This window comes from Fusicatenibacter saccharivorans (genome assembly GCF_027667425.1).
GTDB lineage: Bacteria > Bacillota > Clostridia > Lachnospirales > Lachnospiraceae > Fusicatenibacter > Fusicatenibacter saccharivorans.
The window spans coordinates 136,483-153,932 of record NZ_JAQEGR010000011.1; the positions used below are offsets into that span (position 1 = coordinate 136,483).

General features: G+C 47.6%; 14 protein-coding genes and 1 tRNA gene. 8 read left to right on the forward strand and 7 right to left on the reverse strand.

What is annotated here, in order from left to right:
* Nucleotides 1-87: 87 nt before the first annotated feature.
* The 7 genes from mnmG to rpmH all read right to left on the reverse strand — a co-directional run bounded on the left by mnmG (nucleotide 88) and on the right by rpmH (nucleotide 6,593).
* Entirely contained in the window at nucleotides 88-1,959 is a 1,872-nt protein-coding gene (gene mnmG / locus PGS38_RS11830) for a tRNA uridine-5-carboxymethylaminomethyl(34) synthesis enzyme MnmG (protein ID WP_173815444.1), read from the reverse strand.
* Between the two features lie 130 nt (nucleotides 1,960-2,089).
* Complete coding sequence (gene mnmE, locus PGS38_RS11835) at nucleotides 2,090-3,478, reverse strand: tRNA uridine-5-carboxymethylaminomethyl(34) synthesis GTPase MnmE (RefSeq protein WP_118659950.1); 1,389 nt, start codon at nucleotides 3,476-3,478, stop codon at nucleotides 2,090-2,092.
* A gap of 171 nt (nucleotides 3,479-3,649) precedes the next feature.
* Entirely contained in the window at nucleotides 3,650-4,474 is an 825-nt protein-coding gene (jag, locus tag PGS38_RS11840; RefSeq protein WP_118697736.1) for an RNA-binding cell elongation regulator Jag/EloR, read from the reverse strand.
* Nucleotides 4,475-4,487: 13 nt separating this feature from the next.
* On the reverse strand, nucleotides 4,488-5,783 hold the full coding sequence (gene yidC, locus PGS38_RS11845; protein ID WP_117802685.1) for a YidC/Oxa1 family membrane protein insertase: 1,296 nt from the start codon (nucleotides 5,781-5,783) through the stop codon (nucleotides 4,488-4,490).
* 23 nt (nucleotides 5,784-5,806) lie between these two features.
* A complete protein-coding gene (yidD, locus tag PGS38_RS11850) occupies nucleotides 5,807-6,016 on the reverse strand; it encodes a membrane protein insertion efficiency factor YidD (RefSeq protein WP_022462271.1) in 210 nt (69 codons plus the stop codon).
* A complete protein-coding gene (gene rnpA, locus PGS38_RS11855) occupies nucleotides 6,013-6,360 on the reverse strand; it encodes a ribonuclease P protein component (protein WP_117814440.1) in 348 nt (115 codons plus the stop codon). Before rnpA ends, yidD begins: the two co-directional genes overlap by 4 nt.
* A 98-nt stretch (nucleotides 6,361-6,458) precedes the next feature.
* Nucleotides 6,459-6,593 carry a 50S ribosomal protein L34 gene (gene rpmH / locus PGS38_RS11860; RefSeq protein WP_005952426.1) on the reverse strand — a complete coding sequence of 45 codons (135 nt, stop codon included), beginning with the start codon at nucleotides 6,591-6,593 and terminating at the stop codon, nucleotides 6,459-6,461.
* A gap of 707 nt (nucleotides 6,594-7,300) precedes the next feature.
* Between rpmH and dnaA the strand changes: the two genes are divergently transcribed.
* The 8 genes from dnaA to PGS38_RS11900 all read left to right on the forward strand — a co-directional run bounded on the left by dnaA (nucleotide 7,301) and on the right by PGS38_RS11900 (nucleotide 17,113).
* Complete coding sequence (dnaA, locus tag PGS38_RS11865) at nucleotides 7,301-8,641, forward strand: chromosomal replication initiator protein DnaA (RefSeq protein ID WP_119188940.1); 1,341 nt, start codon at nucleotides 7,301-7,303, stop codon at nucleotides 8,639-8,641.
* A 354-nt stretch (nucleotides 8,642-8,995) separates the two neighbouring features.
* Nucleotides 8,996-10,105, forward strand: coding sequence for a DNA polymerase III subunit beta (gene dnaN, locus PGS38_RS11870; RefSeq protein ID WP_118659956.1), 1,110 nt, complete (start codon nucleotides 8,996-8,998; stop codon nucleotides 10,103-10,105).
* 122 nt (nucleotides 10,106-10,227) lie between these two features.
* On the forward strand, nucleotides 10,228-10,437 hold the full coding sequence (locus PGS38_RS11875; protein ID WP_022462275.1) for an RNA-binding S4 domain-containing protein: 210 nt from the start codon (nucleotides 10,228-10,230) through the stop codon (nucleotides 10,435-10,437).
* A 40-nt stretch (nucleotides 10,438-10,477) separates the two neighbouring features.
* Nucleotides 10,478-11,575, forward strand: a complete 1,098-nt coding sequence (gene recF / locus PGS38_RS11880) for a DNA replication/repair protein RecF (protein ID WP_118697738.1) — start codon at nucleotides 10,478-10,480, stop codon at nucleotides 11,573-11,575.
* A complete protein-coding gene (gene gyrB, locus PGS38_RS11885; protein WP_055221593.1) occupies nucleotides 11,576-13,507 on the forward strand; it encodes a DNA topoisomerase (ATP-hydrolyzing) subunit B in 1,932 nt (643 codons plus the stop codon).
* Between the two features lie 30 nt (nucleotides 13,508-13,537).
* Nucleotides 13,538-16,045, forward strand: coding sequence for a DNA gyrase subunit A (gyrA, locus tag PGS38_RS11890; protein ID WP_270476297.1), 2,508 nt, complete (start codon nucleotides 13,538-13,540; stop codon nucleotides 16,043-16,045).
* Between the two features lie 74 nt (nucleotides 16,046-16,119).
* On the forward strand, nucleotides 16,120-16,824 hold the full coding sequence (locus PGS38_RS11895) for a lysophospholipid acyltransferase family protein (protein ID WP_117762034.1): 705 nt from the start codon (nucleotides 16,120-16,122) through the stop codon (nucleotides 16,822-16,824).
* 201 nt (nucleotides 16,825-17,025) lie between these two features.
* A tRNA-Ser gene (locus PGS38_RS11900) sits at nucleotides 17,026-17,113 on the forward strand.
* The last annotated feature ends 337 nt before the right edge of the window (nucleotides 17,114-17,450 follow it).

Sequence of the window (17,450 nt, forward strand, 5' to 3'; positions counted from 1 at the left end):
CTGCACTTTTTGTTCCTGTCCACGCAGTATCAAAACACTTGCTGTTTCGCTGCATAAGAATGTAATTCAGCCATGCATATCTGTCCTTTATTTATGTCCCAGATACACCAGCAGAACCGAAATATCCGCCGGGGAAACGCCCGAAATACGGGACGCCTGGCCGATGTTGATCGGACGGTACAGGTTCAGCTTCTGTTTCGCCTCGATGCGCAGGCTCTGGATCTCGTCGTAATTGATATTCTCCGGGATCTTCTTCTCTTCCATCTTCTTGAACTGCTCCACCTGCTTCATCTGGCGCCTGATATAGCCGTCGTACTTGATGTTGATGTTGACCTGCTCCTGCACATCCTCCGGCAGCTTGGGTCTTTTCGGATCTACTTCCGCCAGCATCTTATAATTCAACTCCGGCCGGCGGATCAGCTCTGCGAGCGAACTTCCGCCGGAAAGCAGCGTTGATCCATACTCTTCCAGAAGCTCATTGATGTTCGAGCTCGTTCCCACATACGTATTCTCCACGCGCTCAATCTCTTCCTGAATCTGCTGTTCTTTTACTTTCAGTGCCTCATACTGCTCCTCGCTGATCAGACCCACGCGGTAGCCGTATTTGCGCAAACGCAGATCCGCGTTGTCCTGACGGAGCAGCAGACGATATTCCGCGCGGCTCGTCATCATTCGGTACGGCTCGTGGTTCTCTTTCGTTACGAGGTCATCGATCAGAACACCGATGTACGACTCGGAACGGTCGAGCACAAGCTCCTCTTTTCCCTGCACGCGGAGCGCCGCATTGATGCCCGCGATCAGGCCCTGTGCCGCAGCTTCCTCGTATCCTGAACTGCCGTTAAACTGGCCGCCGGAAAACAGATTTTTGATCGCCTTGAACTCGAGGGACGGCAGAAGCTGTCTCGGGTTGATGCAGTCGTACTCGATCGCATACGCATTCCGCACGATTTTCGCGTGTTCCAGGCCCGGCACGGTGTGATACATCGCAATCTGCACATCCTCCGGCAGTGAACTCGACATGCCGCCGACGTACATCTCGTTTGTATATCTTCCCTCCGGCTCCAGGAACACCTGATGGCGGTTTTTATCCGCAAATTTTACGACCTTATCCTCAATCGAAGGACAGTACCGCGGACCAGTTCCCTCGATCATGCCGGAATAGAGCGGCGACCGGCTGAGATTTTCGCGGATGATTTTGTGCGTCTCCTCGTTCGTATACGTCAGCCAGCAGGATTCCTGATCAATCTGTACGCTCTCCGGATCGGTCGAGAAGGAGAACGGCACAACACGCTCATCACCGAACTGCTCTTCCATCTTGGAAAAATCGATGCTCCGCTTGTCAATACGCGCCGGAGTTCCTGTTTTAAAGCGCACCATCTCCACGCCGTTTGCCTTCAGCGAATCCGTCAGATGTGTTGCCGCCTGCAGGCCGTTCGGTCCCGTATATGTGCTCACATCACCGTAAATACACCGTGCATTCAGATAAACGCCGGTACAGAGAACGGCAGCCTTACAGTGGTAAATCGCGCCGGAAACGGCCTTTACGCCCGTCAGAACACCGTCTTCCACGATCAGCTCCGCAATCTCCATCTGGCGGATCGTCAGATGATCGGTATTTTCGAGAACCTCGCGCATCGACTGGCTGTATGCCCGCTTATCCGCCTGCGCACGCAGAGAATGCACTGCCGGTCCCTTCGATTGATTCAGCATTTTCGACTGAATAAACGTTTTATCAATATTTTTACCCATCTCGCCGCCGAGCGCGTCGATCTCTTTTACGAGGTGTCCCTTCGAGGTTCCTCCGATGTTCGGATTGCACGGCATCATCGCGATGCTATCGACACTTACCGTAAATACAACCGTTTCCAGCCCCATCCGCGCTGCCGCAAGTGCTGCCTCGCATCCCGCATGGCCCGCACCGATGACGGCAATATCAATTGTTTCTTCTAAAACTGCCATTTTTCTTTTATCCTCTTTCTCTATCTACAGCTTTGAATTTTGCCTTAAGCTTTTTCTACTCTGTCAAAATCCGGCTGTCGTTCCTTGTAACTCTATTCCGGCAGATCTTCGTAATCTGTATTTGCTGCCTTTATTTACCTGTACAGAACTTGCTGAAAATCTCATTCACAAGGTCCTCTCCCACCGCTTCACCGATGATCGAACCAAGCTCCTCATACGCATTCATAAGATCAATGGAAAAGAAATCCTCCGGCATACCCATTTCGATGCTTTCTGCCGTCAGTTCCAGACTCTTTTTTGCTGCAAGAAGCGCCTGCTTGTGGCGCGCATTCGTGATGTAAACCTCATCGTTGAACGAAATTTCGCCCTGGAAAAACATCTTTTTCATCTGTTCCTCCAGCTCTTCCATACCCGTCTCTTCCCGCGCGGAAATGCTGATGACCGGAGCGCCTGTCTTTTGCTCCATCTCCTCTTTTTCGATCACCGCAGTCAGATCCGACTTATTCAGCAGCACAATCGCCTTGCGCCCTTTCAGGATTTCCATGATTTTTGCATCATTCTCATCAAGCGGCACGGATGCATCCACCACATAGAGAATCAGATCTGCGTCCTTTGCATGCTCCAAAGCACGATCCACACCGATTTTCTCGACCGTATCCGCCGTTTTTCGGATCCCCGCCGTATCCAGAATCCGAAGGGAAATGCCCTTTAAGACCAGATTTTCCTCGAGCACGTCGCGTGTCGTTCCGGCGATATCCGTCACAATCGCTTTTTCCTCGCCTGCCAGCAGATTTAAAAGCGATGATTTTCCGGCATTCGGTTTTCCAAGGATCACCGTCTTGATGCCCTCCTGGATCATCTTGCCCTCATCCGCAGATGCAAGCAGCTTTTCCACCTGCTTTTTCTGCTCCGCAACAACCTGGGCCAGCCGCTTTGGATACCCGTCCAGGCTGATGTGCTCCGGGTCATCGAGCGCCGACTCAATAAATGCGATCTCGTAAATCAGCTTCTTGCGGATTGCCCGGATCGCCTTTTTCACCGTTCCGCGAAGCTGGCTCTCGGAGCTTTTTAAGGCATAGGCACTTTTCGCCGAAATAACATCCATGACCGCTTCGGCCTGCGTCAGATCCATTCTTCCGTTCAGAAACGCCCGTTTCGTAAACTCGCCCGGATCTGCCGCCCGCGCACCGGCATTTAAGACTGCCTCGAGCACTTTTTTCACCGCCAGCACCCCGCCGTGACAGTCGATCTCGACGGTATTCTCGCCCGTATATGTTTTCGGTCCTTTCATTACCATGACAAGGACCTCATCAATCACTTCCTCCCCTTCGGTAATCCAGCCATAATGAATGGTGTGCGATTTGACCGCAGAAAGCTTTTTTCCTTCTTTTTTTGCACGGAATACGCGATCCGCCACTTCGAATGCATCGTTTCCGCTGATTCTTACAATACCAATTCCCGCCGGCGCCATCGCTGTGGACACTGCGGCAATTGTATCATCCAAATGAAATCCTGCCATTGTTTCCAGTCCTTTCTAAAACCTCTCTTTTTGGGGATCCCAGTATTCAGATCCACATTTTTTCTTTCCTCTCGCATGGCTCTGAATAGTTCCATTTTAGCAGAAAACCAGAAAAGACGGTACCCCGTATTTTACACAGGTACCGTCTTTTTGCATATTTTTTACGCTTTCTTATCGTTTCGGCGCTACAACAACGTGGCGATATGGCTCGCTGCCCTCGCTGTAGGTCTCCACAAATTTATTTCCCTGCAGTGCAGAGTGGATGATTCTTCTCTCGTAAGGATTCATTGGCTCCAGAGAAACCGGTCTTCTGGTCTTTTTCACTTTGTAAGCGATGTTTCTTGCCAGGTTTTCCAGTGTTTCTTTTCTGCGCTTGCGGTAATTTTCCGTATCAAGTTTGACACGAACGTAATCCTTCTGCTCTTTATTGACTACAAGGCTGGTCAGATACTGAAGGGAATCCAGCGTCTGTCCTCTTTTGCCGATCAGGATGCCCATATCCTCACCGGCAAAATCAACTTCAAGAGAACCGTTCTCGGCATTATACTCCATCTGGATCTCAACCGGGAGCTCCATGGCTTTGAATACACCGCTTAAGAACTCAAGTGCCGTTGCCTTGATCTGGGCGATTTCCTCGTCTGTTCTCTGAACTACTTCACGCTCTTCTCTTGGCTCGGAGCGTCTTGCAGTTTCTGCCTGACGCGGAGCAGATTTTCTTTCCGTTTCTTTCTTTACAGCTTCTTTTTTCGGCGCTTCTTTTACCGGTGCAGGAGCTGCCTCTTTTTTCTCTGGTTTCTGGGGTGTTTCCGGTTCTTTTTCCGGTGCGGCTTTTACAGCGGCACGGATCACAGCCGGTTTACTTCCGATTCCAAAGAATCCGGAACTGCCTTCGCTGATGACCTGGATCTCCAGTTTATCGCTGGCAGCCTGAAGCTCGATGCAGGCTTTTGTAATGGCGTCGTCCACGGTTTTTGCGGATACTTCGATAAACTCCATAAAGATTTACCCCCTATTTTTTCTTTTTGCTGTTCTTTTCATCAAACTGTTTTACCATGTTTGCTTTCGCAGCGATGCTTCCGGCGCGGTATTCCTGATTGCTGTTGTAATACTCAGTCGAAGCCTTTCTTGCTGCCTCTTTTTCCTCAGCAGACGGCTCTTCGTTCTCCTGTACCTGAATATTACGCACACTCTGCGTTGCAGCCTGTGTGATTTTCTGCGGCGGAAGGCCGGCTTTTTCTCTCTTCTTTGCAGCTTTTTCCTGGTTTTTGCGGATCACCTCATCCATGTCGATCGAGGACATATGGCGGTTGATGATAACCTGCTGTACACTTCGAACGAGCGCACCGGCGATCCAGTAAATACCAATACCGATGGAGAATGATAAACACATAAATGCGGAGAAAACAGGCATTACCGTGTTCATGGTCTTCATGGAATTTTCCATGGAGTTTGCTGTCTTATTTCCGTTGTTGGAAGATGGTGCCTGCGGCATCAGCTTGTAGTTCAGCCACTGGGTAAACCATGCCAGAATCGGCACCAGAATTGCTCCTGCAATCAGAAGCGCAGATCCGTTTGCCATACCCTCGCGGATGACATCCATCGGAGACTGTGTGATATTAAATCCAAGGAACATGTTGATATGCTTGGACTCCGCGGCGGTTTTTGTAATGGTATCCGCAATACCGGAGAACTCGCTGATGTCAGCCAGCTTCGTCCACTGGGACGGTTTCAGCACATAAAACATGTCCAGAAGGTTATTTTCGGTTAATGTTTCACTTACTTTACTGTACATGGTAACACGGTTATCTGTGATAAACTGTGTCAGGATGTCAGAATATCCTGATACACCCATCATCTGTGTTGTCAGTCCCTGGAATACATTGCGGACACTTCCGATATATCCCGGAATATGATAGATAACCTGGTACAGTGCAAGCAGAATCGGCATCTGAATCAGCAGTGTACTGCAGCTTCCTGTCGGGGAGACACCGTATTTCTGATAAACTGCCATGGTTTCTTCAGATTTTTTCATCTGAGAAGCCTGGTCTTTTTTGTTCTGATATTTCTTTTCAATTCTCTGCAGATCCGGCTGCATTACGCTCATCATCTTCGACATCTTCTGCTGCTTGATCTGAAGCGGCGTCAGAACGAGATAAATGATAATCGTATACAGAATAATCGCAATACCGATATTCGGAATTCCAATTTTTTCCAGACAAAAATAAATTCCATTGATCAGCCAGCCGAGGATCTGGCATACCCACCCGATAATCGGCCACGTTGATTTACTCAGTACGATATCCAAAACGTCTTTTCCTCCTTATTTATCTACGGCACAGGGTCGTAACCTCCGTGTGAAAACGGGTTACATCTCAGTATTCTCCATAATGCCAGCAGACTTCCTTTGAAAGCACCATATTTCTGAATCGCTTCCAGCCCGTACTGCGAGCAGGTCGGCGTATAAGGGCAGTGCACCCTCTTCAGAGGAGACAGGTACTTCTGATAAAACCGGATACCTTTTATCAATACCGTCTTCATTTTTCTGTTTCCTTTAATATATGATGTAGTCTTCCCAGATGCAAAAGTGCTCCCTCTATCTCGAAATACGTACAGTTTTTTGCATTAACTCTTGCGATCACAACTACATCCATTCCACACTGAAATTCCTCTTCATGCAGACGATAACTCTCCCGGATCAGTCTCGCCAGATGGTGGCGCACAACGCTGTTTCCCACCTTTTTACTTACTGAAATTCCAATCCGGTTCCGTCCCAGCTGATTTTTCTTCACATACATGACCAGAAATCGGTTTGCAAACGATGTTCCCTGCTTATAAACCAGCTGAAAATCTCTGTTTTTTTTCAGGCTTTCCGAATATTTCATGAATCCATTCTTTCCTTCATGATTTGTCTAAATTTTCTTTTCATTGAATAGCTTTAGATAGAAGAAAAGACCACATAAATTTTATGCGGCCTTTGGTTTTATGCTGATAATTTTTTTCTTCCTTTTAATCTTCTTGCAGCTAAAACTTTTCTTCCACCTTTTGTGCTCATTCTTGCTCTGAATCCGTGAACTTTAGCTCTGGATCTTTTTTTCGGCTGAAATGTCATTTTCATAAGATAAGGCACCTCCTTTAAATTCTAATCAATAACTGCCTGCGAGGCAGTATTTCACTACATGTATGACAGAAAACATCATTTCAATTATATTCATAAACCCCCATTTCGTCAACCCTAAAATCAATAATTTTCGCAGTTTTTTCGGGAAAAATGCCGCTCTGACGCGGTTTTCCGGTCTGCCGCTGCCCGTGCCTTCCGTGTGCTGATTTTCGGTTTATCCACAACTTATCCACACTGTCCGCCGCACACGTACAAATACCAGTTCGATTTTTGCGCTTTCCACACGATATCTTGTAACCGTAATCAACATTATCCACAATCTGTGGATAACCTTGTGGATAACTTTCGGTTTTGCTGTGTACAACCTGTGGGCATTTCCAATTTTTCCAGTATTTACGCCATGTATAATGTGTATATAAGTTTTCCAGACTTTACACATTTCGGTTTTTCCAGCCCTCTATCCACAATTTTATCAACATAAGCTTCCCTGTTATCCACAAACTATCCTCCATTTCATCAACAGGAAAATTTTTTACACATTCTGTGGATAAAAAAATAATTATCCACATTTTTGGGTTGAATAAAACGGCATTTTATTATATCATATAGAAGTAAAAATGCGACTATTCGGGGAAAATTTCGTTTTTCAGACAGAAGTTATCCCCAAAAAGCAATGATTATAGAAGCGGAGCGACAGAAAAAGCATGGAAATCGTACAAGATAAATGGAAAGAAATACTGCAGAGAGTGCGGGACGAGCACGAATTATCTGAGATCTCCTTTACTACATGGATTGAACCACTTACGATCCATTCGGTTGAGGACAATCTGATCACAATCCTGGTTCCATCCGAAAAAATGGGTCTCGATTACGTGAGCAAAAAATATACTCTTCCTATTAAAGTGGCCATCGCGGAAATCACAGGTGTCAACTATGAGATCCGCTTTATTCTTCCGGAAGAAGTGAAACAGGAAAAAGCGCCTGCTCCCGTCCAGAAAAATCTCTATGTGCCGAACCTGAATCCAAAGTATACCTTTGATACCTTCGTGGTCGGCAGCAATAACAAATTTGCCCATGCAGCTTCTCTCGCCGTGGCCGAATCCCCGGGAGAAATCTACAATCCGCTGTTTTTATACGGTGGTGTTGGACTGGGCAAAACCCATCTGATGCATTCGATCGCACATTTTATTCTTCAGAAGAACCCGTCTTCGCGGATTCTCTACGTAACGAGTGAAGAATTTACAAATGAAGTCATCGAGGCCATCCGAAACAGCAACAACACCGCAATGACCAAATTCCGTGAGAAATACCGCAATATCGACGTACTTCTCATCGATGATGTGCAGTTTATTATAGGAAAGGAATCAACACAGGAAGAGTTTTTCCATACCTTCAATACGTTGCACGGCGCCAACAAACAGATCATCCTTTCTTCGGATCGTCCCCCGAAAGACATGGATATCCTGGAAGACCGCATCCGTTCCCGTTTCGAATGGGGACTCCTTGCCGACATCCAGAGCCCGGATTATGAAACGCGAATCGCCATCCTCCGCAAAAAGCAGGAACTCGACGGCTATTCCGTCAGCGACGATGTGATCGAATACATCGCTTCCAATATTAAATCGAACATCCGTGAATTAGAAGGCGCTCTCAACAAAATCATTGCATACGCAAACCTTGAAAAACGTGAAATCAACATTGATCTTGCAGAACAGGTGCTGCGCGATATCATCTCCCCAAACGAGAAGAAGGTCATCACGCCGGAATTTATCATCGACACCGTTGCAGATCACTTCGATATTACGCCGTCCGACATTGTCGGCAGCAAGCGGAGCAGCAAAATCGTATTCCCGCGCCAGATCGCAATGTATCTGTGCCGCGAAATGCTCGATGCCCCGCTGACCGGAATCGGAAAAATGATGGGCGACCGCGATCATACCACTGTCATGCACGGCATTGAGAAGATCGAAAAGGAAATGAATGCCAAAGACAGTGTCCGCAACACGGTAGATATCTTAAAGAAGAAGATTAACCCGTCTAAATAAGCGGCATAGCTGTAACTCTGTCAAAACAGTTCGAACCGATCTACATTTATATCTACATTTATATAAGAAGAAACGCATCGGTTTACAGGCCCTTATTTATGCACAAACCGATGTGGAAAGCCTGTGGATGAATTGTGGACAACTTTGGAGCCTGAAGTTATCAACATTTCATACACAAGTTCACGTTCGATTATTCACAGAGTTATACAGATCCATTTTTCCAGTATTTCCGCATTCTCGAAGGGGTTATCCACATATCCACAGCCCCTACGACTAAGACTACGGATTTTTACTATATTTTTTCTTTATAAGCATACTCACCCAGCCGTGAGGAAAGGAGAGTTATCCACAATTATGAAATTAGTGTTTGACAAAGCAGACCTTGTAAAAAGCGTTGCCATTGCGATGAAAGCTGTTTCCGGTAAAACTACGATGCCAATTCTGCAGTGTATCCTGATTGATGCATCTTCCAGCCAGATCAAGTTTACCTCCAACGATATGGAACTCGGAATTGAGACCCTTGTCACAGGTATGATTCTGGAACGCGGTATTGTTGCTCTGGATGCAAAGATTTTTTCTGAGATCGTAAGAAAACTTCCGGATAATCAGGTTACAATAGAAACAGATGAAAATCTGCTAACCACGATTACGTGTGAAAAAGCAAAATTCAACATTCCGGGACAGTCAGGAGAAGATTTTTCCTATCTGCCGATTCTCGAAACTTCCGATTGTGTTTCCATTTCCCAGTTCACCTTAAAAGAACTGATCCGTCAGACCATTTTCTCCATTGCAGCCAATGAGAACAACAAACTGATGACCGGTGAGCTGTTTGAAATCAAAGATAACACACTTCGCGTCGTATCTCTGGACGGACACCGTATTGCGATCCGCAAAATTGAGCTGAAAAATTCGTATCTGGACCGAAAAGTCGTTGTTCCGGGAAAAACCCTGAACGAAATCAGCAAAATTCTGTCCGGCGAGATGGATGATCAGATTGATATTTACTTCTCGGAAAACCACATTATGTTCAAGTTCGATGATACAACGGTCGTTTCCAGACTGATCGACGGTGAATATTTCCGCATCGACCAGATGCTTTCGAGTGATTACGAGACAAAAGTGACGATCAACAAAAAAGAATTCTTAAGCTGTATCGACCGTGCGACGCTTCTTGTCAAAGAAGGCGACAAAAAACCGATCATCATCGACATCCAGGATGGAGCGATGGAACTGCAGATCAACTCCGCGATGGGTTCCATGAAAGAAGAGATCGATATCAACAAAGAAGGCAAGGATATTATGATCGGTTTTAACCCGAAATTCCTGATCGATGCACTTCGTGTTATTGACGACGAGGAAATTTCGATTTATCTGGTCAACCCGAAGGCTCCATGTTTTATCCGGAACGAAGAAGAGAGCTATATCTATCTGATTCTGCCGGTAAACTTCAATTCCGTGAGATAAGTCACATAAGTTTGAAATCTGCCGGAACCTTTTCTGAAAGAACTTTCAGCGGTTTTACAGCCACACAGGTTGAAAACTGCGAACTTACGTGAGGAAAAGGCACGGCAGTGCAGGAGGAAAAAATGGAAATTATTACGCTGCGTGAAGATTACATCAAACTGGGCCAGGCATTAAAAGCTGCGGCTCTGGTAGAAGACGGCGTGGAAGCAAAGCTCGTCATCAAGGACGGCGAAGTGACCGTAAACGGTGAAGTAGATACCCGCCGCGGCCGCAAGCTCTATGACGGAGATGTTGTCTGCTACAATGGAAATGAGATACAAATTAAAAAATAAGGCTTAAAAACTTAAGCTGATTTTTCACGGACGAGTGCTCATGTATATCAAATCTTTAGAACTGAAGAACTATCGGAATTATGAGAGTTTATGCATAAATATCAGCCCCGGAACGAATATTCTCTACGGCGACAATGCCCAGGGAAAGACGAATATTCTCGAGGCTTTATATCTCGCGGGTACGACAAAATCGCACCGCGGCAGCAAGGACCGCGAAATCATCCAGTTTGACCGGGAGGAAGCCCATATCCGGATGATGGTGGAGCGGAACGGCAGCACGCATAAAATCGATATGCATCTAAAAAAAAATAAATCCAAGGGAATCGCCATCGATGGAGTTCCGATCCGCAAAGCGTCGGAACTTTTTGGCATTGTAAATATTGTGTTTTTCTCTCCGGAGGATCTGAATATAATCAAAAACGGTCCTGCGGAGCGCCGGCGTTTCCTGGATAGCGAAATTTGTCAATTGTCAAGACTATACATGATCGAGCTTGCCAATTATAATAAAGTGGTGGCGCAGAGAAACAAGCTGCTTAAAGAGATTTCGTTTTCCGGCAGAATGGCGGATACGCTCGAGATCTGGGATGAGCAGATGGTCCGCTATGGAACAAGCATTATTTCCGAGCGGAAAAAATTTATCAGCCGCCTGAATGATATTTTATCCGAGATCCATCAGAATCTGACCGGAGGAAAGGAGCAGATTCTGATTACCTATGAACCGAATGTGTCCGAGGAAGGGTTTTCCGAAGAGTTAAAAGCCGGAAGAGAGCGTGATCTGCGTTTCGGACAGTCCTACACCGGGCCGCACCGGGACGATTTCTGTGTGCGGGTCAACGACATTGATATCCGTAAATACGGTTCCCAGGGGCAGCAGAGGACGGCGGCGCTTTCGCTGAAACTGGCGGAGATCCGTCTGGTCGAGGAGGAAATTCACGATACACCGGTTTTACTGCTGGATGATGTTTTGTCGGAGCTGGACGGTAGCCGGCAGAATTATCTTCTGCAGAGCATTCACAGCATACAGACACTGATTACCTGTACCGGACTGGACGAGTTTGTCGAAAATCATTTTGAGGCAAACAGCGTATTCCAGGTGGTCGAGGGATCTGTGTTTCACAAAGAAACAGGAGGAATCTAAATGAGTACAGAGAATATGGAAAAGACAGAGTATGGTGCAGACCAGATTCAGATTCTGGAGGGTCTGGAAGCCGTACGGAAGCGCCCAGGTATGTATATCGGCAGTACCTCCGCACGGGGACTTCACCATCTGGTCTATGAGATTGTCGACAACTCGGTAGACGAGGCACTGGCAGGATACTGCAAAAATATTGACGTTACGATTAACCCGGACAACTCCATCACCGTCATCGACGACGGCCGTGGTATTCCGGTCGGCATCAATCATAAGTCGGGCCTTCCGGCCGTTGAGGTTGTCTTTACGGTGCTGCACGCAGGCGGAAAGTTCGGCGGCGGAGGGTACAAGGTATCCGGCGGTCTGCACGGCGTTGGTGCATCCGTTGTAAATGCGCTGTCTAACTGGCTTGAGGTGCGCGTTTATCACGATGGAAAGGTTTACTTCCAGCGGTATGAGCGCGGAAAAACCATGAATAAGCTGGAGGTCATCGATACCTGTCCGATCGAAAAAACAGGTACCGAGGTCCGTTTCCTGCCGGATGACACGATGTTCGAGGAGACGGTTTATGATTACGACGTTTTAAAAACAAGACTCCGCGAGACCGCATTTCTGACCAAGGGACTGCGCATTGTTCTGCGCGATCTGCGCACGGATCCGGTAGTGGAAAAAGCATTCCACTACGAGGGCGGTATCAAAGAGTTTGTCAGCTACCTGAACAAGAGCAAAACGGCGCTCTACCCGGACATCATCTACTGCGAGGGAGAAAGAGACGGCGTTCTCGTTGAGGTTGCGATGCAGCACAACGATTCCTATCAGGAAAATACGTACGGTTTCGTCAACAACATTACGACGCCGGAGGGCGGTACCCATATCGTGGGCTTCCGGAATGCGCTGACGAAAACCTTTAATGAATATGCAAGAGCAAATAAACTGTTAAAAGACAGCGAACCGAACCTGACCGGAGAGGATATCCGCGAGGGTATGACGGCGATTGTCAGCATCAAAATTGAGGAGCCGCAGTTCGAGGGCCAGACAAAGCAGAAACTTGGAAACAGCGAGGCGAGAGGAGCAGTCGACAATATCGTGAGCACCCAGCTCGAGCTGTTCCTGGAGCAGAACCCGGCTGTCGCAAAAACGATCATTGAAAAGTCCCTGCTTTCCCAGCGTGCGAGAGAGGCTGCAAGAAAAGCGCGTGACCTGACGAGAAGAAAATCCGCACTGGACGGTATGTCCCTGCCTGGAAAACTGGCAGACTGCACCGACAAGGATCCGAAAAACTGTGAGATCTTCCTGGTCGAGGGAGATTCCGCGGGCGGTTCCGCAAAATCCGCGAGAAGCCGTGCAACGCAGGCGATCCTGCCTCTGCGTGGAAAAATCCTGAATGTAGAGAAAGCACGTCTCGATAAAATTTATGCCAATGCCGAGATCAAAGCGATGATTACGGCATTCGGAACCGGAATCCACGACGATTTCGATATCACCAAACTGCGCTACGACAAGATCATCATCATGACCGATGCCGATGTCGACGGCGCGCACATCGACACGCTGATGCTGACGTTCCTGTACCGCTTCATGCCGGAGCTGATCAAACAGGGCCACGTTTACCTGGCACAGCCGCCGCTGTTCAAGATTGAGAAAAACAAAAAAGTATGGTACGCATACGACGACGATCAGATGAATCAGATCCTCAATGAGATCGGACGCGGAGATAATAAGATCCAGCGTTACAAAGGACTGGGAGAGATGGATGCGGAGCAGCTCTGGGAGACCACCATGGACCCGGAACGCCGTGTTCTGCGCCGCGTTGTGTTCGATGAAGAGTATTCTTCTGAAATTGATCTTACCTTCAATACGCTCATGGGCGACAAGGTAGAACCGCGCCGTGACTTTATCGAAGAGAGAGCAAAATACGCAAACAACCTGGATATCTAAAAAGTCCTGTGAACTGAAGTGGAGGAAAAGATGGAAGATAATGTTTTTGATAAAATTCACGAGGTCGATCTGAAAGACACGATGGAGGAATCCTACATCAACTACGCGATGAGCGTAATTGCATCCCGTGCACTTCCAGACGTCCGCGATGGCTTAAAGCCGGTACAGAGACGTATTCTGTACTCCATGAGTGAACTGAACAATACGCCGGATAAGCCGCACCGTAAGTGCGCGCGTATCGTCGGTGATACGATGGGTAAATATCACCCGCACGGCGACAGCTCTATCTACGGAGCACTCGTCAACATGGCACAGGACTGGGCAACCCGTTATCCGATGGTGGACGGCCATGGAAACTTCGGTTCCGTCGACGGCGACGGCGCTGCGGCTATGCGATACACCGAGGCACGTTTAAGCAAAATCTCGATGGAGATGCTGGCGGATATCAACAAAGACACCGTAGACTTCGCCCCGAACTTTGATGAAACCGAAAAAGAGCCTGTTGTTATGCCGGCCCGCTACCCGAACCTTCTGGTAAACGGTACTTCCGGTATCGCAGTCGGTATGGCAACGAACATCCCGCCGCACAATCTGCGCGAGGTGGTAAGTGCCATTGTAAAAATTATTGATAATATCATCGAGGAGGACCGTACGACAGATCTCGAGGAGATTCTCGGCATTGTAAAAGGCCCTGACTTCCCGACCGGAGCAGAAATCCTCGGCACCCGCGGCATCGACGAGGCCTACCGTACCGGCCGCGGTAAAATCCGTGTTCGTGCGGTATCAAACATCGAGACACTGCCGAACGGAAAGAGCGAGATCATCGTAACCGAGATCCCGTACATGGTAAACAAGGCGCGCCTGATCGAGAACATCGCCGCGCTGGTAAGAGATAAAAAGATCGACGGCATCACCGGCATTGCGGACCACTCCAACCGTGAGGGTATGCGCATCTGTATCGAACTGCGCCGCGACGCCAATGCAAACGTCATCTTAAACCAGCTGTACAAACATACCCAGATGCAGGATACCTTTGGTGTGATCATGCTTGCACTGGTAAACAATCAGCCGAAAGTCATGAACCTTCTGGAGATGCTGACGTATTATCTGCAGCACCAGGAAGAGGTTGTGACGAGAAGAACGAAATACGACCTGAACAAAGCGCAGGAGAGAAGCCATATTCTGGAAGGACTCTTAAAAGCGCTTGACCATATTGACGAAGTGATCCATATCATCCGTGCATCCGCGAATGCGGCAGAGGCAAAGAAGAACCTGATGGAACGCTTCGATCTGAGTGATGCCCAGGCCCAGGCAATCGTAGACATGCGTCTGCGCGCTCTGACCGGTCTGGAACGGGAGAAGCTCGAGAACGAGTACAAAGAGCTGATGGCGCGCATCGAGCAGTTAAAAGCCATCCTCGCAGACCGCAAGGTGCTTCTTGGCGTTATCCGCAGGGAGATTCTGACCGTATCCGAAAAATACGGCGATGACAGAAGAACTTCCATTGGCTTTGATGAGTACGATCTCTCCATGGAGGATCTGATTCCGCGCGAGAATACCGTCATCACCATGACGAAACTGGGCTATATCAAACGTATGACCGTTGACAACTTCCGCAGCCAGAACCGCGGCGGCAAGGGAATCAAGGGCATGCAGACCATCGAGGACGACTACATCGAGGAGCTTCTGATGACGACGACCCATCATTACCTCATGTTCTTTACGAATACGGGAAGAGTCTACCGTCTGAAAGCATACGAGATTCCGGAGGCGTCCAGAACCGCAAGAGGAACGGCGATTGTCAACCTTCTCCAGCTGCAGCCGGGAGAGAAGATTACCGCTGTTATTCCAATGCGTAAATATGAGAAGGGCCATTATCTATTTATGGCAACGAAAAAGGGACTGGTGAAGAAGACGCCGCTCGAAGAGTACGAGAACGTCAGAAAAACGGGTCTTGCTGCCATTGCGCTCCGCGATGATGATGAACTGATTGAAGTTAAGACAACTGATAACGAGAAAGAGATTATTCTGGTAACGAAATTCGGCCAGTGTATCCGCTTCAAGGAAAACGATGTGCGTACGACAGGCCGTGTTTCCATGGGTGTACGCGGCATCAACCTTCTGGATGGCGATGAAGTAGTCGGCATGCAGATCTGCACGCAGGGAGACTATCTCCTTGTCGTATCCGAAAACGGCATGGGCAAACGGACGCCGATGGCAGAGTTTACCGTACAGCTCCGCGGCGGCAAGGGTGTCAAATGCTATAAGATTACCGAAAAGACCGGAAACCTGATCGGTTCCAAGGCGGTCAACGAGGATAATGAGATCATGATGATCACCACAGAGGGAATCATCATCCGTACGCCATGCTCCGGCATTTCTGTGATGGGACGGATCACATCCGGCGTTAAGCTGATGGATGTGGACGGCGAAATCAAGGTTGCCAGCATTGCAAAAGTAAGAGACAAAGAGGCGTCCGAGGAGACTTCGGTTTCGGAGAAAGAGAACGAAACGACTTCTGAGAAAACGCAGGAATAATACAGCGTCGAAAAACGTGTCTGAGAGAAAAAAGCTCAGGCACGTTTTTCTCGTTTGGGGAAGGGAAGAAAAATATGAAACGAATTTTACTGATGGTGCTGCGGAATCTGCTTCTGGTTCCGTGGATGTGGTGCCGGCTCTGTTACCATGCAGCGCATCCGGACAAGTACAGTCTGGAAGAGCACTTTAAAATGCTGCGCTTTATTGTACAGCGGGCGAACAAAGGCGGAAACGTCATTGTGGAATCCTATGGAGCAGAAAATCTTCCGGAGCAGGACGGTTTTGTGATGTATCCGAATCACCAGGGACTGTACGATGTGCTGGCGATCGCAGGAGCGTGCTCGCGTACCTTTACAGTTGTTGCCAAAAAAGAGGTAGAGCATATTCCGTTTTTAAAACAGGTCTTTGCGTGCATCCACGCGCTGTTTATGGACCGGGAGAATCTGCGGCAGTCAATGCAGGTTATCAATGAGGCGGCCGATGCCGTAAAAGAAGGCAAAAACGTCATTCTGTTTCCGGAAGGAACGAGGAGCAGAAAGGGAAACCAGCTGCTGGAGTTTAAAAGCGGCAGCTTCAAGATTGCAGTAAAAGCAAAATGCCCGATCGTGCCGGTTGCGTTAAAAAACTGTTTTGTTCCGTTTGACTCCAATACCGTCCGTCCTGTAACGGTAGAAGTCCATTTTCTCGACCCGATCCCATACGAGGAATACCAGGGAATGAAGACAACAGAGATTGCCGAGATGGTAAAGAAGAGAATTGAAGCCGTCGTAACCGCGTAGCGGTTTCAGAAAAGAGCGTGATATGCGCTCTTTTCTGCTATTCTGGGGGCTGATTTGGGTTCTGTAAGGCATATTTTCTATAATAGTAAGAAAAAAACAAAAAATTCGAAAAAACGGGTTGACAAGAACGTAAGGTTTTTGTATAATAAACCATGCGTCACGAATGAGTGACTGCACATATCATTTTATATTTAGGCATTTGGAGAAGTACTCAAGTGGCTGAAGAGGCGCCCCTGCTAAGGGTGTAGGTCGGGTAACCGGCGCGAGGGTTCAAATCCCTCCTTCTCCGTTTAAAAGCCAAAAACAAAATGATATTTTTTGTGGAAAAAGTTCTTGACAAACAGCTTCACATCTGATAAGATAGCAGAGTTGGTGATAGGTTTGAAAAAACTAATCCAAAAAATAAATTAAAAAAGTTCTTGACAAAAGCGAATGAGTTTGATAAAATAAACGAGTTGCTGATCGAAAGAACGGCAAAGAAGTTAAAAAAACTTCAAAAAATAAATCAAAAAAGTTCTTGACAAACGAAAAGCTCTGTGATAAAATAAATGAGCTGATCCGAGTTGGAACGGCAAAGATCCTTGATAATTAAACAATGAAACACATCCTCGAAAGTTCTGAATAAG

What these genes read in the sequence shown, in the direction of transcription:
- mnmG (WP_173815444.1), bottom strand. Translation starts at nt 1,959, where the DNA reads ATGGCAGTTTTAGAAGAAACAATTGATATTGCCGTCATCGGTGCGGGC.
- mnmE (WP_118659950.1), bottom strand. Translation starts at nt 3,478, where the DNA reads ATGGCAGGATTTCATTTGGATGATACAATTGCCGCAGTGTCCACAGCG.
- jag (WP_118697736.1), bottom strand. Translation starts at nt 4,474, where the DNA reads ATGGAGTTTATCGAAGTATCCGCAAAAACCGTGGACGACGCCATTACA.
- yidD (WP_022462271.1), bottom strand. Translation starts at nt 6,016, where the DNA reads ATGAAGACGGTATTGATAAAAGGTATCCGGTTTTATCAGAAGTACCTG.
- rnpA (WP_117814440.1), bottom strand. Translation starts at nt 6,360, where the DNA reads ATGAAATATTCGGAAAGCCTGAAAAAAAACAGAGATTTTCAGCTGGTT.
- rpmH (WP_005952426.1), bottom strand. Translation starts at nt 6,593, where the DNA reads ATGAAAATGACATTTCAGCCGAAAAAAAGATCCAGAGCTAAAGTTCAC.
- dnaA (WP_119188940.1), top strand. Translation starts at nt 7,301, where the DNA reads ATGGAAATCGTACAAGATAAATGGAAAGAAATACTGCAGAGAGTGCGG.
- dnaN (WP_118659956.1), top strand. Translation starts at nt 8,996, where the DNA reads ATGAAATTAGTGTTTGACAAAGCAGACCTTGTAAAAAGCGTTGCCATT.
- PGS38_RS11875 (WP_022462275.1), top strand. Translation starts at nt 10,228, where the DNA reads ATGGAAATTATTACGCTGCGTGAAGATTACATCAAACTGGGCCAGGCA.
- recF (WP_118697738.1), top strand. Translation starts at nt 10,478, where the DNA reads ATGTATATCAAATCTTTAGAACTGAAGAACTATCGGAATTATGAGAGT.
- gyrB (WP_055221593.1), top strand. Translation starts at nt 11,576, where the DNA reads ATGAGTACAGAGAATATGGAAAAGACAGAGTATGGTGCAGACCAGATT.
- gyrA (WP_270476297.1), top strand. Translation starts at nt 13,538, where the DNA reads ATGGAAGATAATGTTTTTGATAAAATTCACGAGGTCGATCTGAAAGAC.
- PGS38_RS11895 (WP_117762034.1), top strand. Translation starts at nt 16,120, where the DNA reads ATGAAACGAATTTTACTGATGGTGCTGCGGAATCTGCTTCTGGTTCCG.